This window comes from Mycolicibacterium aichiense, assembly GCF_010726245.1.
In the GTDB taxonomy this organism is placed as follows: domain Bacteria; phylum Actinomycetota; class Actinomycetes; order Mycobacteriales; family Mycobacteriaceae; genus Mycobacterium; species Mycobacterium aichiense.
The window spans coordinates 1,132,926-1,152,994 of the sequence record NZ_AP022561.1; the positions used below are offsets into that span (position 1 = coordinate 1,132,926).

Here is a 20,069-nt window from a genome sequence, read left to right on the forward strand (position 1 = left end):
CGCGGCTACTGCGACGAATGCTAGCGTCGGAATGCCGTGAGCGATTACCGACCGAAAGAGGTCCGATGGCTGATGCCGACGCACTGCGCGCTGACCGTGCCGACTGGACCGCGCAACACCTTGCGACGTACCTGGAAAGCGGTGGCGCCCAGGGGCACGTCCTCGACCTGAGTGACGTCGGGGGCCGGTCGTTCACCACCCACTGCTTGATTCGCTACACCGGGCGCAAGTCGGGTCGGTCGTACATCAAGCCGCTGATCTACGGGAACGTCGGCGGTGAGATCGTTGTCGTCGCGTCCAAGGGTGGCGCCGACAATCATCCCGAGTGGTACCTGAACATCGAGTCGAGGGCAACACTCGAGGTGCAGGTCGCCACCGAGGCGTTCGAAGCCACCTGGCGCGAACCGGAGGGCGATGAGCGGCATCAGGTGTGGGAGTACATGTGCCACCTGTATCCGCCGTACATCGCCTATCAGCAGTCGACGAGTCGGCGCATTCCACTCGTCATGTTGAGTCTGCTGCGGCCAACCGAGCCCTTCAGCGCACCCGCTCATTAGCCGGGTCGTAGATGGCCTTGAGTGACACGGTGATCGGATAGATCTGACCGCCGACGTTGACGGCGTAGGAACCTGAGCGCACCCAGTCTGGCGTGACAACCGTGTCATCGGTCGAGCGAACGTAACCCAACCCCACGCACGCACCGGTCGTGGCACCCCATGCCGCCGAGCTGACCTGGCCGGCGACGGCGCCGTCGCGCAAGATCAGTTCGCCGCCCCAGAGCATCGGCTCGGGCGAGTCGACGGAAAAGCTGACCACCCGCCGGCGGGCGCCTTCGGCCTTGGCCTTCTCCACGGCTGCCCGGCCGAGGAAGTCGACATCGGAGGACAACTTGCAGGCGAACAGCAGCCCGGCCTCCACCGGGTTGTCGTTCGGCGTCAGTTCCCGGCCGAATGCCCGATAGCCCTTCTCCAAGCGCAGGGACTCGATCGCGTAGTAGCCGCCGCGGGCGATACCGAACTTCTCGCCGGCCGCCAGCAGGTCTTCGTAGACGCCGACCGCGAACTCGGCGGGAACGTACAATTCCCAACCCAATTCGCCGACATAGGTGATCCGGGTGGCGCGCACGGTGGCGTAGCCCAGCGAGATGATCTGGCTGGTGGCGAACGGGAATGCGGCGTCGGACAGGTCGGCGTCGGTGAGCTCGCTCAATAGCTCGCGTGACTTCGGGCCCATCACGCCGAAGACCGCCATGGACGACGTGACGTCGACGAGTTCGGCGTGCGCCCCGGCCGGCAGGTTCTTGCGGATGTGGTCCTTGTCCCGTTCGGTGGTCGCCGCGCTGCTGACGATCAGAAATTCCTGCGGCGCGGTGCGGGTGACGGTGACGTCGGACTCGTAGGTGCCGCGTTCGTTGAGCATCCCGGTGTATACCGACTTGCCCACCGGCACAGCCACATCGGCGGTGCACAGCCATTGAAGGCCCGCCTCGGCTCCCGGGCCGGTGAGCACGTACTTCGAGAACGACGTCTGGTCGAAAACTGTGACACCGGTGCGGGTGCTGACCTGTTCGGCTGCCGACCACGGCAGCCAGTTCTGCTTACCCCAGGAGTAGTCGATGACCGGCTCGCTGCCCGCGGGCGCGAAGAAGTTCGCCCGTTCCCAGCCCATCCGGCTGCCGAAGTTGGCGCCTGCCGCCGCGAGTAGGTGATGCACCGGGGAACGGCGGAACGGCCGTGCGGTTGCCAGTTCCCGGTTCGGCCATGGAATTTCGTAATGCACACCGAGGATTTCGGCCACTCGGTCATGGAGCCAGGCCACGTTGCCGTTGAACGGTGCGAAGCGGCGGATGTCGACGCCGGTGAGGTCGGTGGTGGCCGACCCGTTGACGATCCACTCCGCCAAAGCGCGTCCGGCGCCGCCGGCCGAGGCGATACCTACCGAGTTGAATCCCGCGCCGACGAAGAAATTGGCGCACTCGGGGGCCTCGCCGAGGATGAACTGGTTGTCCGGGGTGAAACTCTCCGGACCGTTGTAGAGCTTCTTCAGGCCGGTGTGCTCGAGTGCGGGAATGCGCAGCAGCGCGTTGTCCATCAGGATTTCGAAGTGCTCCCAATCCTCGTCGAGTAGCTGGAACTCGAAGGGGTACGGGATCTTGTCGGGGGCGACCCAGGGCTTGGCCTCCGGCTCGAACCCGCCGATGACCAGCCCGCCGACCTCCTCCTTGAAGTAGGTGTAGCCGTCGGGGTCACGCAGGATCGGCAGATCAGGGTGGACACCGGCGATGGTTTCGGTGACTACATAGAAATGTTCGGCGGAATACAGCGGCACGTTGACCCCCGCCAGCGCGCCGATTGCTTTGGCCCACTGTCCGGCGCAGTTGACCACGATCTCGGCTTCGATGTCGCCGGCGTCGGTGCGGACTCCGGTCACCCGGCCGTCGGCGGTGAGCACGTCGAGCACGCGAACGTGTTCGAACACTTTGCCGCCGCGCTGGCGGGCGCCCTTGGCCAAGGCCATCGTCAAGTCGGTCGGATTGGCCTTGCCGTCGGCGGGCAACCAGATCGCGCCCACCAGGTCGTCGACCCGCATCACCGGATAGCGTTCGAAAGCTTCTTCCGGACTGAGTAGTTCACACTCGAGTTGATATGCGGCCGCATTGGCAGCCGTTCGGCGCAGCTGGATCATCCGGTCTTCGCTGCGGGCCACCGTCACTCCGCCGCACTGCTTGTAGCCGGCGCTCAGCCCGGTCTCCGCTTCCAGTTCGGCGTACAACTGGGTGGAGTACTGGACCAACCTGGTGCCACTCTCCGATGCGCGCAGCTGTCCGACCAAACCGGCTGCGTGCCAGGTGGTTCCGCACGACAGCTGGCCCTGTTCGAGCAGCACCACATCGGTGTGACCCAGTTTGGTCAGGTGGTAGGCGACGCTGGTGCCGATGACGCCGCCGCCGATGATGACGATGTGGGCACGGTCGGGCAATGAGGGAGTCGACATGTGTTCCTATCGGTCGTCAGTCGGGTGCCTGGGCATCAGCGAGCAGGCGCGGGAAATCGGGCCCGCGGAACTCGGCGACCGCCGACTCATAGCGTTCCATCGCCCATTCCCAGAAGTCGAAATCTAGTGTGCTGGTGGCGTTCTGAATACATCCCCACAACGTCCAGCCGTACTTGCCGACGATTCCCTGCAGGCGGGATCGCGCTGTCTTGTGTCGCAGCCGACGGCCGTAATAGGCGCTGACCAGTTCGTCGAGCTGGTCGGTGGACAGCCCGCACTCGGCCCAGATGTTGCCGAGTTCGAAGCAGGGGTCGTTGTTGCCGGAGTACTCGTAGTCGATCAGCCACACCTTGTCACCGTTGTCGACGAAATTTCCGGCGAGAAGATCGTTGTTGCACGGAACGGTCGCGTGTTCGCCCATATCGAGGATGCGCTTCATCGCCTGGAACTCGCGGGTGAAGTACAGGTAGTCGGTCGGTATCCGGAACCCGCGCTCCAGGACGACCTTCAGATAGCCGGGTTGCAGTTCGAACATGTCGAAGCGGTCGCGGAAGCGCGGCCCGGCGTGCAGAGTGCGGCAGCCCTCGGCAACCCTGGCCAGGACATCGGGACGCTGAAAGTCTGCGTTGGTGAGCGTCACGCCCTCGAGGAAGCCGACCAGCAGGATGCCCAGGTCGGGTCGATAGTCGATCACCGGCGCCCCGACGCCGGCCCTTTCCGCCGCGGCGCTGTTGTAGTACTCGTTGTCCCGGTCGATGCCGAGCAGGTCGGTGGAGTTGACGCTGCAGCGTGCGACGTATGTCGCAGAAGGCGTGGTGATTTTGATGTTGCGGTTGGTGAGACCGCCGTGGAGCTCCTCGAGCCGGCGCGGTTGTCCGGCCAGCGCCGGCAGTTGATCCAGCAGCGCATCCAGTTCCGGGTCGGAAATGAACGGCATGAGGACATCCTTGCGCTGGAAGTGTGTCGCGCGTAAAAGACTAGACTATTGACTTGTGGCGGTGCCAGTGATTCACTCGGCCGTGCCGATCTATCCGGATGCCCGTCTGGCTCGCGAGGTAATCACCGGCTGGGCAGCTGTTCCGCAGCCCGCGGTGATCTTCGACTTCAACGGGACGTTGTCCGATGACGAGCCGATCCTGTTCCGTATCTTCAGCGAGCTGTTCGATGAGCACCTCGACTGGGCGATGACGCAGCAGGACTACGACAAGCACCTGCTGGGCCACAGCGACCGCGAGATCGTTGAGAAGGCCCTGGAGATCACCGGCGCGGGCGGCCACGACGTCGACGCGCTACTCGAACTGCGCAAGCACCGTTACCGCGACCTCGTTGCCGGTGACAACCCGATCCGGCCCGACACGGTGCGGCTGGTCCAGCTGCTGGCCGAACACGACGTGCCGATGGCCATCGTCACCGGGGCGCAGCGCGATGACGTCGCGGCCGTGTTGTCGACCAGCCCGGTCGGTGCGCTGATCCGGGTGGTCGTCGCCGAGGAGGACGTCACCCGCGGCAAGCCGGACCCGGAAGGGTTTCTTTCCGGTGCTGCCCACATCGGTTGTGCACCAGAACAAGTCATCGTCTTCGAAGATTCGGTCCCGGGAGTGCGCGGTGCGCTCGCCGCGGGGATGGGATGCATCGCGGTTGCCGTCGAGCCCAGTGACGAGCTCGCCGCGGTGGCGCCGGCGATGGTCCCGCGGCTGTCCGTCGACATCGTCGAGCACGTGCTGCCGTCGCTGCGACGTTAGGACGCGGGCGAGGTCTCCACTGCGGCGTCGGGTCCGCGGTCGACGCCGGACTTGACCCGGATCCGGGTGCGGTCGGACCGGAAATAGTCGTAGGAGAATTCGACCGGAACATCGTTGCGGTCGTAGGCGGTTCGGGTCACCAGAAGCAGTGGGTCGCCGATCGCCACGCCCAGCAGCGCGGCGGACGACTCGCTGGCCGGCACCGCCTCGATGTGCTCGTCCGCCGAACGCAGCGGGGTGTCGAATTCGTCGGCCATCAGCGCGTAGATCGAGCCGGTCAGGTCGGCGGACAGCAAGCCGGGAAACCGGGCGGCCGGAAGGTACGTCTCCTCGATCAGCACCGGCGTGTTGTTGGCCGAGCGCATCCGAACGATCTTGTGCACCTGGGCGCCCCGCTTGAGCCGCAGGGCCTGGCGCACCACGGCGGTCGCTGGGCGGGTCACCGCGCCGATCACCCGGGCGCCTGCGGCCATATCCAGCCTGCGCAACTGCTCGGTGAACCCGGGTAGGCCGATGTGATCGAACTCCAGCCTCGGTGTCTCGACGAAGTTGCCCCCGAATCGTCCCCGGCTGCGCCGGATCAGTCCCTTGGCTTCGATGGCTGCCAGCGCCTGGCGCAGCGTCATCCGGCTCACGCCGAGCGCACCGGCGATCTCGACCTCGGCAGGCAACTTGTCGCCGGGCGCCAACGCACCGGACACGATCAGTTTCTCCAGCCAGATGGCGATTCGGGCATGGGCCGGCTGCTCGGACGGCCCGCTCAGGTCGGGACGTTCGGCCAGGACGGCGTCGTCCATCGACAGCACCCGCATGGGCCGACTCTACCGCCCCTGTCGGCACGAAATGACAGGTCAGCGCCCTATGCGGGCTCCCGTGTCGGTTTCTGGGACAATTGGCGACGGTGAGGAGACCATGCACACGACTTCGTTGACCCCGTCGACGCACACCCAGGTTTGGCGCCCCGGCGCCGAAGCGATCGTCGATCTGGGGGCGATCGCCCACAATGTGCGCGTTCTGCGTGAGCACGCGGGCTCCGCCCAGGTGATGGCGGTGGTCAAAGCCGACGCTTATGGCCACGGTGCCGTTGCGGCCGGCCGCGCGGCGATCGACGCCGGTGCCGCCGAGCTGGGAGTGGCCACGATCGACGAGGCGCTGACGCTGCGCCAGGGTGGCATCACGGCGCCGGTACTGGCGTGGCTGCACCCGCCGGGTACCGACTTCGCCCCGGCGGTGACCGCCGACGTCGGAGTCGCCGTGTCATCGGTGCATCAGGTCGGTGCGGTGCTCGACGCCGTGGAACGCACCGGGAACACCGCGGAGGTCACTGTCAAGGTCGACACCGGACTCAACCGCAACGGGGTCAGCGCCGCCGACTACCCCGCGCTGTTGACCGAACTCCAGCGCGCCGTGGCAGCCGACGCGATCCGGCTGCGGGGCATCATGTCGCATCTCGCCAACGGCGATGTCCCGGACGACCCGCTCAACGACCTTCAGGCGCAGCGCTTTACCGCGATGATCGCCGAAGCGCGTTCGCGGGGAATCGAATTCGACGTCGCACACCTGTCCAACTCGCCGTCGGCGATGACCCGCCCGGATCTGGCATTCGACATGGTCCGCCCCGGCATCGCGGTCTACGGGCTGAGCCCCATTCCGGACCGCGGCGACATGGGCTTGCGCCCGGCCATGACGCTCCGATGCACTGTTGCGATGGTCAAGCCGGTCAAGGCCGGCGACGGTGTGTCGTACGGCCACACCTGGATCGCGGAACAGGACACCAATCTGGCGTTGCTGCCCATCGGGTACGCCGACGGGCTCTATCGCACACTCGGCGGCCGCATCGAGATCCTGATCAACGGTCGGCTGCGCCGCAGCGTCGGACGGGTCTGCATGGACCAGTTCGTCGTCGATCTCGGTCCGGGCGAACCCGGTGTCGCGGCCGGGGACGAGGCGATCCTGTTCGGCCCGGGCACATCCGGCGAACAGACCGCCCAGGATTGGGCCGACCTGCTCGGCACCATCCACTACGAGGTGGTCACCAGTCCGCGTGGACGCGTGGTGCGTACGTATCGGGAGCCCGGCGCCGATGGGCAGTGACGAGGAGAGGAATCCCAAGCCGCGCGGTATCGATCAGCGGCTGGCCCGCCGCGCCGAGAAGAGCGCAGAGCGGTTGGCGCGCAAGGCAGACCATCCAGGTCTCGGCGTCGGCAAGCGCGCCGGTCTGCTGGCCGGCGTCGCCGGTCTTGGCGCGGTCGGTACGGTTGCCGGCGTGTCGGCGGCTCGTTCGTTCGGACAGCGTTCCGGCGTCGAAGACGTCTATCAGCGCGAGGATTTCGGGCTGCTCGACGCTGACCGCGGTTGCGTGGTGACCACCCCGGACGGCATCCCGCTGGTCGTTCGCGAGGTCGGACCCACCACCGCTCCGTTGACCGTGGTGTTCGCGCACGGATTCTGCCTGCAGATGGGATCGTTCCATTTCCAGCGTGCGGCATTGGCGTCCCGGTGGGGCGATCAGGTCCGGATGGTGTTCTACGACCAGCGCGGCCACGGTCAGTCCAGCGCCGCACCCGTCGACACCTACACGGTGGATCAACTGGGCAAGGACCTGGAAACCGTTCTGCAAGTGATGGTTCCGCGCGGCCCGGTCGTACTCGTAGGGCACTCGATGGGCGGTATGACCGTGCTCTCGCACGCCCGCCAGTTCCCCGAGCATTACGGCAGCCGGATCGTCGGTGCGGCGCTGATCTCGTCAGCCGCTGAAGGGCTGTCCCGCTCACCGCTGGGCGAGATTCTGCAGAACCCGGCGCTGGAGGCGGTGCGCTTCGCCGCCCGGTATGCGCCCAAACTGGTTCACCGCACCCGCGGTGCGGCGCGCTCGGTGATTCGCCCCATCCTGCGAGCCGCCTCGTATGGCGACGACCATATGAGCCCGAGTGTTGTCGCGTTCTCCGAGAAGATGATTCACGACACGCCGATCGCAACCCTGGTGGAGTTCCTGCACGCTTTGGAGGTCCACGACGAGAGTGCGGCGCTGCCCGTTCTGGCCCGAATCCCGACTTTGATCGCCTGCGGTGACCACGATGTGCTCACGCCGATGGTGCACTCCGAGGAGATGGCGGCGGTGCTGCCCAACAGTGAATTGCTGATCGTGCCGGGAGCCGGGCATCTCGTGCAGCTGGAGCAGCCCGAGCTGATCAACGATGCGCTGGTGGCCCTGGTCGAGCGTGCGACCCCGTCGAAGCTGGTGGCCTTCGCCCGACGACTCAAGGACCGCAACCGTGGATAGCACGAAGGTGCAGGACGGCACCCGCCAGCTGCCCACTGTGGAGGACACGATTGCGCTCGGCGAACAGTTCGGCAGGCAACTGCGGGCCGGTGACGTCGTTGTGCTGTCCGGGCCGCTGGGTGCCGGGAAGACCGCTTTCACCAAGGGGATTGCGGCCGGCATGGATGTGGAGGGTCCGGTGACCTCACCGACGTTCGTGCTGGCGCGCGTGCATCGGGCGCGTCGGCCGGGAGCCCCGGAACTCGTGCACGTCGACGTCTACCGGCTCCTCGAACACACCGGTGCCGATCTGCTGGCCGAACTCGATTCGCTGGATCTCGACGCCGACCTCGAGGACGCCGTCGTGGTGGTCGAATGGGGCGAGGGCCTGGCCGAGCGACTCTCGGAGAATCATCTCGACGTCAGGTTGGAGCGTAGCTCCGAGAACGAAGTGCGCACGGCGACATGGCGATGGAACTACCGATGATCCGCACCGTCCTTGTCATCGACACCGCCACGCCGGCGGTCACTGCCGCGGTGGTGGTTCGCGACGGCTCCGGCAGCCCGACAGTGGCCGCGGAGCGGATCACCCTCGACGCCCGCGCTCATGCCGAGACGCTGACCCCCAATGTGGTCGCGGCAGTGTCGGAAGCCGGTTTGACCATGCCCGATCTCGATGCCGTCGTAGTGGGTTGCGGCCCAGGTCCTTTCACCGGCCTTCGGGTCGGGATGGCCACCGCGGCCGCCTACGGTCACGCGTTGGATCGGCCGGTGTTCGGGGTGTGCAGCCTGGACGGCATCGGCACACAGACTTCCGGCGCGGTCCTGGTGGTCACCGATGCCCGTCGTCGTGAGGTGTACTGGGCGCAATACGCAGATGGGATTCGAGTCGGGGGTCCTGATGTCGCCGCTGCCGCCGACGTACCGGTCGGCGAAGCCGAGTGCGTGGCGGGATCGCCGGATCACGCCGCGCTGTTCGGCCTGCCGGTAATCGGTCCCGCCTACCCGGCAGCGGCGGGACTGGTTGCCGCCGTTACAGATTGGGATAGGGCCCCGGCGCCGCTGGTTCCGCTGTACCTGCGCCGCCCGGACGCGAAGACCCTCGCCGAACGCGGAGTTCTGCGATGACCATTCGTTACGGCCCGTTGCACAAGACCGACGCCGCCCGCTGCGCCGAGTTGGAGAGCCTGCTCTTCGACGGCGACGATCCATGGCCGGATTTCGCATTTGTGCGTGAACTCGCCGCGCCGCACAACCGGTACATCGCTGCCCGGGTCGACGACAAGCTGGTCGGCTACGCCGGTATCTCCCGGTTGGGCCGCATCCCGCCGTTCGAATACGAGATCCACACTGTGGGCGTCGATCCCGCTTACCAGGGCCAGGGGATCGGCCGTCAGATGATGGTCGAGCTGCTCGGCGAGGTCGGCCCGAAGTCGACGGTGTTCCTGGAGGTCCGCACCGACAACGAGCCGGCGATCGCGCTGTACACCAGCCTCGGGTTCACGAAGATGGGTGTGCGCAAGCGGTATTACCAGGCCAGCGGCGCCGATGCCTACACCATGCGACGGGATCCGCAATGAAAATCTTGGCCATCGAAAGCTCCTGCGACGAGACAGGAGTCGGTATCGCGCGACTCGACGATGACGGCACCGTCACACTGCTGGCCGACGAGGTGGCCTCCAGTGTCGACGAACACGCCCGGTTCGGCGGAGTGGTCCCCGAGATCGCATCCCGCGCCCACCTCGAAGCGCTCGGACCCACCATGCGCCGGGCGATGCGGACCGCCGGCATCGACAAGCCCGACGTGGTCGCGGCCACGATCGGGCCCGGACTGGCCGGTGCCCTGCTGGTCGGGGTGGCCGCCGCCAAGGCGTATGCCGCCGCGTGGGGTGTGCCCTTCTACGCCGTCAACCACCTCGGCGGGCACCTCGCAGCCGACGTATACGACCACGGCCCACTGCCGGAATGTGTTGGGTTGCTGGTGTCCGGTGGGCACACCCATCTACTGCACGTGCGCTCACTGGGCGAGCCGATCGTCGAGCTGGGCAGCACCGTCGACGATGCGGCGGGGGAGGCCTACGACAAGGTGGCCAGGCTCCTCGGTCTTGGCTATCCGGGCGGGCGGCCGCTGGACGAGTTGGCGCGCACCGGTGATCGGACCGCGATTGTCTTCCCGCGCGGCATGACCGGCCCACGTGACGAACCGTTCGCGTTCTCGTTCTCCGGGCTCAAGACCGCCGTGGCTCGCCACGTCGAACGCCATCCCGACGCGCCGACCGCCGACGTCGCCGCCGGGTTCCAGGAAGCCGTCGCCGATGTGCTCACCGCCAAGGCGGTACGAGCCGCTACCGAGCTCGGGGTGTCGACACTGCTCATCGCCGGCGGAGTGGCAGCCAACTCGCGGCTGCGCGAGCTGGCCGAAGAACGTTGCGCCGAAGCCGGTTTGACGCTCCGAGTGCCCCGACCGCGGTTGTGCACCGACAACGGGGCGATGATCGCCTCATTTGCCGCCCACCTGATCGCCGCCGGCGCGGCTCCGTCGCCGTTGGATGCGCGCAGCGACCCGGGTCTGCCGGTCGTCGCGGGCCAGGTCACCGCCGGCCGGGCCGGTCGGTGATGCACTACGACCTTCGGCTTCGGCCCGCGCAACCGCCCACTCCGGAGCCCGGTGCCTTCACCGTCCACCGCGACGCGGTGCCGCCCACCCCGGGCCGGGACGGCCTGACGCTGGGCTACGTTCGCGAAGGCGCTCAAGGTGGGGCCGGGTATCCATTGCTGTTATTGCACGGCTATCCGGAGACCAAGCGAATCTGGTGGCGCAATATCGCCGCGCTCGCCGAAGCCGGCTACGAGGTGATCGCCCCGGACCTGCGCGGGCACGGTGACTCCGACGTGTCGGCCGACGACGTGTACGACATCGCGGCCTACAGCCGAGACGTCTACCTGCTGGTGCACGACGTCCTGGGTCACGACCGGTGCGGAGTCGTCGGCGGCGACGTCGGTGGGGTGGTCGCAGTGGATCTGTTGCACCGCTATCCCGGGTTCGTCGACAAGCTGGTGTTCTTCGACACCGTGCCGCCGCTGGTGTTCGACGACTATGTCGCGGCGGGGCTGGACCCGATGAGCATCCTGAGTGACGGTCCGACCGGCGACTACCGTCAGCGCCAAGGCGCCACCCCGGACGAGCTGGCCGCCGAGCTCGACACCCCGGACAAGCGGCGGCGCTACATCGGGGAGATGTACGGCCACCGGTTGTGGGCCTCGCCGGGCACGTTCAGCTCGCCCGACGTCGACTTCATGACCGAGCCCTTCGACAGCGAGGAGCGGCTGCGGGCCGGGTGGGCCGTCTACCAGTTGGCGCATGGCCGCCCGGTCAGCGAGACGCCGATCATGGACCGCAAAGTCGATGTGCCAACCCTGATCCTCTACGGAATGGACGACCACGTCGTCGGTCCGGAGTTCGTGCACTTCTGCGAGGTCGCGTTCACCAACCGGACCGGACCAGTCGTACTGCCCGGCGCCGGGCACTTCCTGCAATGGGAGCGCGCCGATCTGTTCAATGCACTGGTCAGCGCGTTTTTTGGCGACTTACGCGTCCGTCACGAGCTTTCTGACTGACCTGCGGCGTCCGCTCTGGGCGAATAGGCAGCAGGCCACCCTTGAGTGCTAGCACTCGCATGTATAGAGTGCTAGGTGGCTTACGGACAACACCCTGCGTCGGCACCCGCGACGACGACGCGAGGACACGGACGTATGCCGAACACCTGGTAATTCCGACTGGTCCGGGCGCACTCGCCCCGGCAACAAGTTAACTAAGTGGAGGACTCCATCGTGGCCGTGAACATCAAGCCACTCGAGGACAAGATCCTCGTACAGGCCAATGAGGCCGAGACGACCACCGCGTCGGGTCTGGTCATCCCGGACACCGCCAAGGAGAAGCCGCAGGAAGGCACCGTCGTTGCCGTCGGCCCCGGCCGCTGGGACGAGGACGGCGAGAAGCGGATTCCGCTGGACGTCGCCGAGGGCGACACCGTCATCTACAGCAAGTACGGCGGCACCGAGATCAAGTACAACGGCGAGGAGTACTTGATCCTGTCGGCCCGCGACGTGCTGGCGGTCGTCAACAAGTAGCAACCGTGAACCGCCCCGGAGATCCCCGTTGTCATGCGGGTGGTTTCCGGGGCGGAACGCGCTTAAGCGAAATCAGGACTGACATATGAGCAAATTGATTGAGTTCGACGAAACCGCACGGCGGGCGATGGAGGTCGGCGTCGACAAGCTCGCTGACGCCGTGAAGGTGACGCTGGGTCCGCGTGGACGACATGTGGTGCTCGCCAAGTCGTTCGGCGGCCCGACGGTCACCAACGACGGAGTGACCATCGCCCGCGAGATCGAGCTCGAGGATCCCTTCGAGAACCTCGGCGCGCAGCTGGTGAAGTCGGTGGCCACCAAGACCAACGACGTGGCCGGCGACGGCACCACCACGGCCACCGTGCTGGCCCAGGCCATCATCAAGAACGGTCTGCGCAACGTCGCCGCGGGCGCGAACCCGATCGCACTGGGTTCGGGCATCGGCCGGGCGGCCGACGCCGTGTCCGAGGCGCTGCTGGCTTCGGCCAAGCCGGTGGCCGGCAAGACCGGCATCGGCCAGATTGCCACCGTCTCCTCGCGTGACGCAGAGGTCGGCGAGATGGTCGGCGAGGCGATGACGAAGGTCGGTGCCGACGGCGTGGTCAGCGTCGAGGAATCCTCGACCATGAACACCGAGCTGGAGATCACCGACGGCGTCGGTTTCGACAAGGGCTTCATCTCGGCCTACTTCGTCACCGATTTCGACTCGCAGGAAGCCGTTCTCGAGGACGCGCTGGTGCTGCTGCACCGCGACAAGATCAGCTCCCTGCCTGACCTGCTGCCGCTGCTGGAGAAGGTCGCGCAGGCCGGTAAGCCGCTGCTGATCGTCGCCGAGGACGTCGAGGGTGAGGCGCTGTCGACGTTGGTCGTCAACGCCATTCGCAAGACGCTCAAGGCCGTGGCGGTCAAGGCCCCGTTCTTCGGTGATCGCCGCAAGGCTTTCCTCGACGACCTGGCGGTCGTGACCGGTGGCCAGGTGGTCAACCCCGACGTCGGTCTTCTGTTGCGTGAGGCCGGCCTCGACGTGCTGGGCACCGCGCGCCGCGTGGTGGTCAGCAAGGACGACACCGTGATCGTCGACGGCGGCGGTTCCGCCGATGCGATCGCGGGCCGCGTCAAGCAGCTCAAGAGCGAGATCGAGGCCAGCGAATCCGACTGGGACCGCGAGAAGCTGCAGGAGCGGCTGGCGAAGCTGGCCGGCGGCGTCGCGGTGATCAAGGTCGGCGCGGCTACCGAGACCTCCCTCAAGGAGCGCAAGCACCGGGTCGAGGACGCCGTCTCGGCGGCCAAGGCCGCGGTCGAGGAGGGCATCGTCGCCGGTGGTGGCAGTGCCTTGGTTCAGGCCAACAAGGCGCTCGATGCGCTGCGCGGGCAGGTGTCCGGTGACGAGGCGCTGGGTGTCGAGGTGTTCGCCTCCTCGTTGTCGGCTCCGCTGTTCTGGATCGCCGCCAACGCCGGTTTCGACGGGGCCGTCGTGGTCAACAAGGTCAGCGAACTGCCGGACGGCCACGGCTTCAACGCCGCCACACTGACCTACGGCGACCTGATCGCCGACGGTGTGATCGACCCGGTGAAGGTGACCCGCTCCGCGGTGCTCAACGCCGCGTCGGTGGCGCGCATGGTGCTCACGACCGAGACCGCAATCGTGGACAAGCCGGTCGACGCCGATGAGCACGCCGGCCACGGTCATCACGGCCACGCGCACTAAGTAATTCGTAGCTACGAAACACCCCCGGTCACCAGGCCGGGGGTGTTTTCGTTATCGGCATGGAACGCATCTGGCAGGCGGCCTGGGACCGGTTCAAGTCCCGGTACTCGTGGGCCGCGTGGTTGCTCACCTTCCTTCTGGCGTACCCGGTGTATGTCGCCTGGTCGTTGGCCATCGTCGCCTTCGAACGGTCCGACCGCTACGTCGAGGCTGCCGCGGTGACCGCGGTCGTGGTGCTCGGGTACCTGTTCACTGTCGTGATTCCGGGCGGGAAGGATCCCCGCATCATCGAGCGATGGGCCGCCGGAGAGGGCGTTGACCGGGAGACCGCACTGCGCGCCACCTACGACTATGGCCGCAAACTCATCGTCAGGGGAATGTTGTTCACCTTCCCCTGGGTTGCTGCGCAGTTCGTCGCGGTCGGGATGATCGCCGGCGCCAGCGTGTCACGGCTCGTCCACTATGCGGTTGTCGGCGCCATCGCCGGCACCGCAGGCCAACTGATCGTGAACCACAGTTACGTCGAATCGACCCTGAGACCCGCCAGGGCTGCGATGGTCTCGGACACCGAGATCGGCGATTACCTTCCACGCTCCCGTCCGGCCTTCGCCACCTGGACCACTGCGGCCATGCTGGGGGTGGGCTTCGCATTTGCCGTCGTGGGCGCGATTCTGGGAGCAGTGTTGGACGTGGCCAGGCATGGCCCACTTCTGGCAATGCTGATCGGTGGTGTGCTGGTTCTCGTCGTCGGCCCGTCGCTTTGGGCCGCGTATTCTCCACTCCTACAACCCATTCACGACCTCACCGCAGCAACATTGCGAGTTGCCGCCGGTGATTTCAGCCGACGCCTGCCGGTGGTACAAGACGACGATCTTGGCGCGCTGGCGGCATCGTTCAACCGGATGCAGGCGGGTTTGACTGAGCGGCAACGACTTCAGGCAGCGTTCGGGACGTATGTCGATCCCGTCTTGGCGGCGCGACTGCTCGAACAGGGTGACGACATCTTCACCGGTGAGCGCCGTGAGGTGACGGTGATGTTCATCGACGTCCGTGACTTCACCCCGTTCGCCGAGGCCAATACCGCGGAGGACACCGTCGCTCGCCTCAATGCACTCTTCGAGATAGTGGTTCCTGCCGTGGTCGACGCCAGCGGGCACATCAACAAATTCCTCGGTGATGGCGCCATGGTCGTGTTCGGCGCGCCCAATGATCTTGCCGATCATGCGGACGCCGCGGCGGCTGCGGCGGTGCGGATTCACCGACTCGTCGCCGAGCGCTTCGGCGGTGAACTCCGGATCGGGATCGGCATCAATACGGGCAAGGTGATCGCCGGAACCATCGGTGCGGGAAGTCATCTCGAGTTCACATTGATCGGCGACACCACGAACGTCGCGGCTCGTGTCGAGCAGCTCACCAAGACCACCGGTGACGCCATCCTTCTTACGCAGCAGACCGTCGAGGCCTTCCTGACCCGCCCCGCGGGACTGGCCGACCGAGGCGTCCACGCACTGAAGGGCAAATCGGCGCCAACGCGAGTGTTCGGCCTCGACCCGGCGGAGAGCGGAATTGTTGAGATCGGTAGCGGCACCGAGCCAGTGCACTGATGGGGCGCTTCGCGGCAGATCTCAGTCGAAGGAGGAACGATGAGCCGAACGGCCCAGCCTTGGGCTTTGATTCTCGCTGCTGCCGCCGCCATCGCGGGTGCCGCACCAGCGAGTGCTGATCCGCTGGACCCGATTCCCGGAGAGGGCTTCTTCCTCGTCGGCGCTGACATCACGCCGGGGCTGTACAACACAACCGGGTCGGCATCTCCGTTCGTGTTGTACATCAACGACGTTCCGACACAGGACTCGATGTGCGTGTGGTTCACCTACAGCACGCCGGACACGAACAAGGATCGTGTAGTCGCCACGAATATGTCCGTGGGCCCGATGAACGCGGCGATCAATTCGACGGTGAGGGCGTTCGAGTCGCACAACTGTCAGCCATGGACTCGGGTCGGCTAGACGGCGAGCGATGTCGCGATGTCCACCTCGGACGTCAGCGTCTGGTGCACGGGGCAACGCTCGGCGATCATCAGCAGACGCTCGCGCTGTGCGTCATCGAGGGCGCCGACGAGGGTGATCGTCCGATCGATGTGGCTGACCCAGCCTTTCTTGGTCTCGCACTCGGCACAGTCTTCGGCGTGAATCCGCTTGTGTCGCAGGGATACCTCTACTCGCTCGAGCGGCCAGCCCTTCTTGTTGGCGTACATCCGCACCGTCATCGACGTGCACGCTCCCAGGCCCGCCAGTAGCAAGTCATAGGGTGTCGGCCCCGCATCGTCGCCGATGGGCAGCGGTTCGTCCGCGAACAGCTGATGCCTACCGGCGGTGATCGTCTGTGTGTAGGTGCCGGTGCCCGTTTCTGCCACCGTCACGGTTCCCTCGGACGACGTCGCGTCGCTATTGATGTTCTGTGCCGTCATGGCTGCAATCGAACACTACTGAGCAGGCCCGGGCCTGTTTGTCCAAGAAATCAGGTATGTCGCTACTCGTGTCCGCGCGAGGCGCGTCGCTCACGCTTACCTCGTCAGCACTTCCGTCGATGGTCCCGGGGAGAACGAAATGATTGATGCTGTTGAGAAGGCGATGCGGAATATGCCATCGGCCAAGGGAAAAGACGCCGGTGTCGCGTGCATCGTCGGTTTCATCTTCGGCGGTATCGGGCTTGCGATCTACTTCAGGAACGTTGCCGACCTGTTCCTGCCGTTGGCCGTCTCTCTGGCCTTGGGGATCATGGCCGGCGGCATCGGAGTTCTCGCTGGCGCACTCGTCGCGGCATTGTGGGGCTACTTCAGGGTTCAACTCTCCCAGTGACCGGTCGCGAGTGGCGGAGGCGCGCGACGCCCGGTGCCATGCTCAATTGATCGGGCTGCCCGGCGGTGTCGGCTGAATCGACACCAGGCGGAACACACCCGGCGAGGCGTCGTCAGTCGTGAATCGGACCACCAGCACATCCGGCGGGAACTGCGTGGCAAGGTCATTCAGCGTCCTGGGCATGAACACTCTGGTCTTTGCATTGGCGTACCAACTGGGATCGAACTGGTCGACGCTGAGCCGGCTGACGTTGTCGATGGTGGAATCCCAGCGCTGAACGGATTCAGGTGCGGAATCACCGAATCCCGCCGACTTCAGATACGCGTCGCCTTGTCCCGCGAGCGTTATGGCCGCACCGCCACCGACAGGTGCGCCGGTGATGGTGCCGTTGACGGCGTCGGCCGTGACTGACGTCAGCCGCGCGGTGCACACGTTGTCGACGACGTTGGCCGGGACGCAGATGGCCGGCAGCGGATCGGCGAGCGCGGGGACGGCAGACGACAACGCCAAGGCGGCGACGGCTGCACCGATGGTGATTGCCGCGCGCCGGCACTCCGCTGTCATATAAATCCTCCTTGCGTCACTGAATGTGATCGGTCCCTGTGGCACCGGAATTACATGAACCGGCAAAAGTCGAGGTCACGATTCTGACGTTTCGGTAAATGAACCAGCTGTTCTGAATATTCTGCCGTTCGTTAGTCGACTGGAAGGGACTCATTGTGATCAAGCCCGTGGCGCTGCTCGCGGCGTCGGTGTTCGGTGTCGTCGCCGTGGGGGTCGCTGCACCCGCCCACGCGCAACCCACCGCACCGTTCAAGAACTGCACAGCCGCGAAAGCCGCCGGGTACTGCGATATCCCTACCGACAGCCCGCTCTACACGCCGAGCCAAGACCGTGACAGCGACGGCCTCGCGTGTGAGTGCTGATCGATCAGCCTTTCGCCTACAACCTTCCGAAGCAGGCCTGGAGCGGGGGACAATCTGAGTTCATGTTCCCCACCACGACAGCGGCCACGGCCGCAGCTTCTGTGGCGACCCGGTTCTACCCGCCGGCGCTGTTCAACCACTGCGCGCGGTCATACGTCTGGGGCGTGAAATACGCCGCCGCACACGACATCAGCTTCGACGACGAACTCTACTTCGTCTCGGCGATGCTGCACGACCTGGCACTCACCGACCCCTTCGACAGTCACCGCGTGGCGTTCGAGGAGGCCGGCGGCGACCTCGCATGGGTGTTCGGGGTGGCGGCCGGCTGGCCCGCCGATCGGGCAGCCCGGGCCGAGGAGATCATCGTCTTGCACATGCGCGATGACGTCCCCGCGAACGCTGATCCCGAGTCCCACCTTTTGCAGGTCGCGACGGCTTGGGATGTCGCGGGACGGCGGCCCGAGGAGTTCGGTGCCCAGGCCCGCGCGGAGGTGCTCGAGCAATATCCCCGGCTCGCATTCGGCGAAGAGTTTCTGGCCTGCTTCGACGATCAGGCCCGGCGCAAACCGGATGGGGCCGCGGCGGCGTCCCTCGCGAGTGATGGGGCAGCGCGGATCAGGGCCAATCCGCTCGATCACTAGGCGAGCGAAATCTCGCGGCGCATAGTGTCGAAACATGCGCGCAACCCTGATGTACGAGGCCGGCGACGTCCGCGTCGAGGATGTACCGGATCCTGTCCTGAAAGATCCCACCGACGCCATCGTGCGGGTCACCCGCTCGTGCATCTGTGGCAGCGACCTGTGGCCGTACCAATCCATGCCGCACAAGGACGGCGGCCGCCGGATGGGCCATGAATTCATCGGCATCGTCGAGGACGTCGGCGCCGACGTCGGGGGACTTGCGCGCGGTGATCTGGTCGTCGCGCCGTTCGTCTGGGCGGACAACACCTGCGACTTCTGTCGCGAGGGCCTGCAGACGTCGTGTCGCCACGGTGGCGGCTGGGGCGCTCGCGGGGTGGACGGCGGACAGGGCGAGGCGGTGCGCGTTCCTCAGGCGCAAGGCACGCTGGTGAAGCTTCCCGTCGCCGAAGACTCTGCGCTGATGCCCTCGCTGCTGACGTTGTCCGATGTGTTCTGCACCGGCCACCACGGCGCGGTCACCGCCCGGGTGCGCAAGGGATCGTCGGTGACCGTCATCGGCGACGGTGCGGTCGGGCTGTGCGCGGTGCTGGCGGCCAAACGCCTCGGCGCCGAGCAGATCATCCTCAACGGCCGCCACACCAACAGGACCGATCTGGGCCGCGATTTCGGTGCCACCGATGTCTTGGCCGAACGCGGTGACGAAGCCGTCGAGAAGATTCGGGAACTGACCGGTGGCGACGGCACCCACGCCGTCATCGAGTGCGTCGGCACCGAGCAGTCGCTCGTCACCGCGCTCGGGGCCGTGCGCGCCGGTGGTGCGGTCAGTAGACTCGGTGTCTCCCAATATCGCAACGTCCCATTGGGATTCGACACGATGATGCGCAACATCACCCTCACCGGTGGTGCCGCACCCGCGCGCGCCTACATCGAAGAACTCATGCCCGACATCCTCGAGGGCGTCATCGAGCCCGGCCGGGTCTTCGACCGCGTGATCGGGCTGGACGAGACGCCCGGCGGTTACCGCTCGATGGCCGACCGCGAAGCGCTCAAGGTGCTGATCAAGCCCTGACATGCGGATGGGCGAAGGTTGCCCATGGCAACGCCCGCCGCAGTAAAGTGCTGCTCGTGGTCAACGTGTTCGCCGGCGCTCGAGGTCGCTGGCTGGCCGTGGTGGCCTCGGTGACCGTTGCCGGGGCGATGTTCTACGCCCAGAGCACCGAAACAAAGTGTTGTGTTGCGGCGCCGACGATTTCGCCGGCCGCCCAGACGGTAGCCGCGGCCGACATTCCGCCCATCGCTGCGCCCACCGAAGCGGAATTGCTGGCCGCCAGCGCGCCCGTCGCCGGCGGCAATTTCCAATTGGCGTTGCCCCGGGGTATCGCACCCGAGCAGGGCCTGCAGATCCACACCGTCTGGGTGGCGCGCGCCATCAGCGTGATGTTCCTGGAGATCAAGACCATCGGCGGTTACCGGCAGGATCCGTTGAAGTGGCACCCCAATGGCCTGGCCATTGACGTGATGATCCCGAACTACCACACCCCGGAGGGGATCGAGCTCGGCAACCAGATCGCCGGTTTCGCCTTGGCGAACGCCAAGCGCTGGGGCGTGCTGCACGTGATCTGGCGCCAAGGCTTCTACCCGGGGATCGGCGCGCCCAGCTGGACCGCCGACTATGGCAACGAAACCGCCAACCACTTCGACCACGTTCACATCGCCACCGATGGCGGCGGCTACCCGACCGGGCGCGAGACGTACTTCCTCGGCTCCATGCAAGCAGAGCCGGCCTAAGCAGGTGCGTACCGCGAGT

The 20,069-nt window shown here is 66.2% G+C and carries 23 protein-coding genes; 18 read left to right on the plus strand and 5 right to left on the minus strand.

Annotated features, from left to right (window positions below; genetic code table 11):
- Positions 1-65: 65 nt before the first annotated feature.
- The gene (locus G6N32_RS05535; protein WP_115316859.1) at positions 66-557 is read left to right on the plus strand and encodes a nitroreductase/quinone reductase family protein; all 492 of its coding nucleotides are present in this window, start codon (positions 66-68) and stop codon (positions 555-557) included.
- Here G6N32_RS05535 and G6N32_RS05540 read toward each other — a convergent pair.
- Complete coding sequence (locus G6N32_RS05540) at positions 538-2,994, minus strand: GcvT family protein (protein ID WP_115316858.1); 2,457 nt, start codon at positions 2,992-2,994, stop codon at positions 538-540. The genes G6N32_RS05535 and G6N32_RS05540 overlap by 20 nt on opposite strands.
- A 16-nt stretch (positions 2,995-3,010) precedes the next feature.
- On the minus strand, positions 3,011-3,931 hold the full coding sequence (locus G6N32_RS05545; protein WP_115316857.1) for a choline/ethanolamine kinase family protein: 921 nt from the start codon (positions 3,929-3,931) through the stop codon (positions 3,011-3,013).
- 55 nt (positions 3,932-3,986) lie between these two features.
- Between G6N32_RS05545 and G6N32_RS05550 the strand changes: the two genes are divergently transcribed.
- Positions 3,987-4,736 (plus strand): HAD family hydrolase, encoded by a 750-nt coding sequence (locus G6N32_RS05550; RefSeq protein WP_232077512.1) that lies wholly within the window; start codon positions 3,987-3,989, stop codon positions 4,734-4,736.
- On the opposite strand, the gene G6N32_RS05555 is transcribed toward G6N32_RS05550, so the two are convergent.
- Positions 4,733-5,548 (minus strand): GntR family transcriptional regulator, encoded by an 816-nt coding sequence (locus tag G6N32_RS05555; RefSeq protein WP_115316856.1) that lies wholly within the window; start codon positions 5,546-5,548, stop codon positions 4,733-4,735. The genes G6N32_RS05550 and G6N32_RS05555 overlap by 4 nt on opposite strands.
- Positions 5,549-5,648: 100 nt before the next feature.
- On the opposite strand from G6N32_RS05555, the gene alr reads away from it, so the two are divergent.
- From alr to G6N32_RS05610, 11 genes are all read left to right on the plus strand, one after another.
- Positions 5,649-6,830: an alanine racemase gene (gene alr, locus G6N32_RS05560; RefSeq protein WP_115316855.1), complete on the plus strand. Its 1,182-nt coding sequence runs from the start codon at positions 5,649-5,651 to the stop codon at positions 6,828-6,830.
- The gene (locus G6N32_RS05565; RefSeq protein ID WP_115316854.1) at positions 6,820-8,019 is read left to right on the plus strand and encodes an alpha/beta fold hydrolase; all 1,200 of its coding nucleotides are present in this window, start codon (positions 6,820-6,822) and stop codon (positions 8,017-8,019) included. The genes alr and G6N32_RS05565 overlap by 11 nt, the downstream gene beginning before the upstream one ends.
- Positions 8,012-8,485, plus strand: coding sequence for a tRNA (adenosine(37)-N6)-threonylcarbamoyltransferase complex ATPase subunit type 1 TsaE (tsaE, locus tag G6N32_RS05570; RefSeq protein ID WP_232077514.1), 474 nt, complete (start codon positions 8,012-8,014; stop codon positions 8,483-8,485). The genes G6N32_RS05565 and tsaE overlap by 8 nt, the downstream gene beginning before the upstream one ends.
- Positions 8,482-9,126: a tRNA (adenosine(37)-N6)-threonylcarbamoyltransferase complex dimerization subunit type 1 TsaB gene (tsaB, locus tag G6N32_RS05575; protein ID WP_115318806.1), complete on the plus strand. Its 645-nt coding sequence runs from the start codon at positions 8,482-8,484 to the stop codon at positions 9,124-9,126. The genes tsaE and tsaB overlap by 4 nt, the downstream gene beginning before the upstream one ends.
- On the plus strand, positions 9,123-9,578 hold the full coding sequence (rimI, locus tag G6N32_RS05580; protein ID WP_115316852.1) for a ribosomal protein S18-alanine N-acetyltransferase: 456 nt from the start codon (positions 9,123-9,125) through the stop codon (positions 9,576-9,578). The genes tsaB and rimI overlap by 4 nt, the downstream gene beginning before the upstream one ends.
- On the plus strand, positions 9,575-10,615 hold the full coding sequence (gene tsaD / locus G6N32_RS05585; RefSeq protein WP_115316851.1) for a tRNA (adenosine(37)-N6)-threonylcarbamoyltransferase complex transferase subunit TsaD: 1,041 nt from the start codon (positions 9,575-9,577) through the stop codon (positions 10,613-10,615). Before rimI ends, tsaD begins: the two co-directional genes overlap by 4 nt.
- Positions 10,615-11,616 carry an alpha/beta fold hydrolase gene (locus tag G6N32_RS05590; RefSeq protein ID WP_115316850.1) on the plus strand — a complete coding sequence of 334 codons (1,002 nt, stop codon included), beginning with the start codon at positions 10,615-10,617 and terminating at the stop codon, positions 11,614-11,616. Before tsaD ends, G6N32_RS05590 begins: the two co-directional genes overlap by 1 nt.
- A 210-nt stretch (positions 11,617-11,826) precedes the next feature.
- Positions 11,827-12,129, plus strand: a complete 303-nt coding sequence (gene groES / locus G6N32_RS05595) for a co-chaperone GroES (protein ID WP_036346100.1) — start codon at positions 11,827-11,829, stop codon at positions 12,127-12,129.
- Between the two features lie 85 nt (positions 12,130-12,214).
- Positions 12,215-13,837, plus strand: coding sequence for a chaperonin GroEL (gene groL, locus G6N32_RS05600; protein ID WP_115316849.1), 1,623 nt, complete (start codon positions 12,215-12,217; stop codon positions 13,835-13,837).
- A gap of 59 nt (positions 13,838-13,896) precedes the next feature.
- Positions 13,897-15,441, plus strand: coding sequence for an adenylate/guanylate cyclase domain-containing protein (locus tag G6N32_RS05605; RefSeq protein ID WP_115316848.1), 1,545 nt, complete (start codon positions 13,897-13,899; stop codon positions 15,439-15,441).
- Positions 15,442-15,480: 39 nt separating this feature from the next.
- Entirely contained in the window at positions 15,481-15,843 is a 363-nt protein-coding gene (locus G6N32_RS05610) for an Rv1352/Rv1906c domain-containing protein (protein WP_163789138.1), read from the plus strand.
- Here G6N32_RS05610 and G6N32_RS05615 read toward each other — a convergent pair.
- Entirely contained in the window at positions 15,840-16,304 is a 465-nt protein-coding gene (locus G6N32_RS05615) for an OsmC family protein (RefSeq protein WP_115316846.1), read from the minus strand. The genes G6N32_RS05610 and G6N32_RS05615 overlap by 4 nt on opposite strands.
- A gap of 139 nt (positions 16,305-16,443) precedes the next feature.
- Between G6N32_RS05615 and G6N32_RS05620 the strand changes: the two genes are divergently transcribed.
- Complete coding sequence (locus G6N32_RS05620; RefSeq protein WP_115316845.1) at positions 16,444-16,695, plus strand: hypothetical protein; 252 nt, start codon at positions 16,444-16,446, stop codon at positions 16,693-16,695.
- A gap of 42 nt (positions 16,696-16,737) precedes the next feature.
- Here the strand turns inward: G6N32_RS05620 and G6N32_RS05625 are convergent, their stop codons facing one another.
- A complete protein-coding gene (locus G6N32_RS05625) occupies positions 16,738-17,259 on the minus strand; it encodes a hypothetical protein (protein ID WP_115316844.1) in 522 nt (173 codons plus the stop codon).
- 155 nt (positions 17,260-17,414) lie between these two features.
- On the opposite strand from G6N32_RS05625, the gene G6N32_RS05630 reads away from it, so the two are divergent.
- The 4 genes from G6N32_RS05630 (at position 17,415) to G6N32_RS05645 (ending at position 20,050) form a co-directional block, all read left to right on the plus strand.
- Positions 17,415-17,621: an excalibur calcium-binding domain-containing protein gene (locus G6N32_RS05630; RefSeq protein WP_232077517.1), complete on the plus strand. Its 207-nt coding sequence runs from the start codon at positions 17,415-17,417 to the stop codon at positions 17,619-17,621.
- 62 nt (positions 17,622-17,683) lie between these two features.
- The gene (locus G6N32_RS05635; RefSeq protein WP_115318804.1) at positions 17,684-18,262 is read left to right on the plus strand and encodes an HD domain-containing protein; all 579 of its coding nucleotides are present in this window, start codon (positions 17,684-17,686) and stop codon (positions 18,260-18,262) included.
- Between the two features lie 34 nt (positions 18,263-18,296).
- Positions 18,297-19,331 carry a zinc-binding dehydrogenase gene (locus G6N32_RS05640; RefSeq protein ID WP_115316843.1) on the plus strand — a complete coding sequence of 345 codons (1,035 nt, stop codon included), beginning with the start codon at positions 18,297-18,299 and terminating at the stop codon, positions 19,329-19,331.
- A gap of 47 nt (positions 19,332-19,378) precedes the next feature.
- On the plus strand, positions 19,379-20,050 hold the full coding sequence (locus G6N32_RS05645; RefSeq protein ID WP_115316842.1) for a VldE C-terminal domain-containing protein: 672 nt from the start codon (positions 19,379-19,381) through the stop codon (positions 20,048-20,050).
- Positions 20,051-20,069: the final 19 nt, after the last annotated feature.

Coding starts and splice junctions, on each gene's coding strand:
- G6N32_RS05535 (WP_115316859.1), top strand. CDS start 66: ATGGCTGATGCCGACGCACTGCGCGCTGACCGTGCCGACTGGACCGCG.
- G6N32_RS05540 (WP_115316858.1), bottom strand. CDS start 2,994: ATGTCGACTCCCTCATTGCCCGACCGTGCCCACATCGTCATCATCGGC.
- G6N32_RS05545 (WP_115316857.1), bottom strand. CDS start 3,931: ATGCCGTTCATTTCCGACCCGGAACTGGATGCGCTGCTGGATCAACTG.
- G6N32_RS05555 (WP_115316856.1), bottom strand. CDS start 5,548: ATGCGGGTGCTGTCGATGGACGACGCCGTCCTGGCCGAACGTCCCGAC.
- alr (WP_115316855.1), top strand. CDS start 5,649: ATGCACACGACTTCGTTGACCCCGTCGACGCACACCCAGGTTTGGCGC.
- G6N32_RS05565 (WP_115316854.1), top strand. CDS start 6,820: ATGGGCAGTGACGAGGAGAGGAATCCCAAGCCGCGCGGTATCGATCAG.
- tsaB (WP_115318806.1), top strand. CDS start 8,482: ATGATCCGCACCGTCCTTGTCATCGACACCGCCACGCCGGCGGTCACT.
- rimI (WP_115316852.1), top strand. CDS start 9,123: ATGACCATTCGTTACGGCCCGTTGCACAAGACCGACGCCGCCCGCTGC.
- tsaD (WP_115316851.1), top strand. CDS start 9,575: ATGAAAATCTTGGCCATCGAAAGCTCCTGCGACGAGACAGGAGTCGGT.
- G6N32_RS05590 (WP_115316850.1), top strand. CDS start 10,615: ATGCACTACGACCTTCGGCTTCGGCCCGCGCAACCGCCCACTCCGGAG.
- groL (WP_115316849.1), top strand. CDS start 12,215: ATGAGCAAATTGATTGAGTTCGACGAAACCGCACGGCGGGCGATGGAG.
- G6N32_RS05605 (WP_115316848.1), top strand. CDS start 13,897: ATGGAACGCATCTGGCAGGCGGCCTGGGACCGGTTCAAGTCCCGGTAC.
- G6N32_RS05610 (WP_163789138.1), top strand. CDS start 15,481: ATGAGCCGAACGGCCCAGCCTTGGGCTTTGATTCTCGCTGCTGCCGCC.
- G6N32_RS05615 (WP_115316846.1), bottom strand. CDS start 16,304: ATGACGGCACAGAACATCAATAGCGACGCGACGTCGTCCGAGGGAACC.
- G6N32_RS05620 (WP_115316845.1), top strand. CDS start 16,444: ATGATTGATGCTGTTGAGAAGGCGATGCGGAATATGCCATCGGCCAAG.
- G6N32_RS05625 (WP_115316844.1), bottom strand. CDS start 17,259: ATGACAGCGGAGTGCCGGCGCGCGGCAATCACCATCGGTGCAGCCGTC.
- G6N32_RS05635 (WP_115318804.1), top strand. CDS start 17,684: ATGTTCCCCACCACGACAGCGGCCACGGCCGCAGCTTCTGTGGCGACC.
- G6N32_RS05640 (WP_115316843.1), top strand. CDS start 18,297: ATGCGCGCAACCCTGATGTACGAGGCCGGCGACGTCCGCGTCGAGGAT.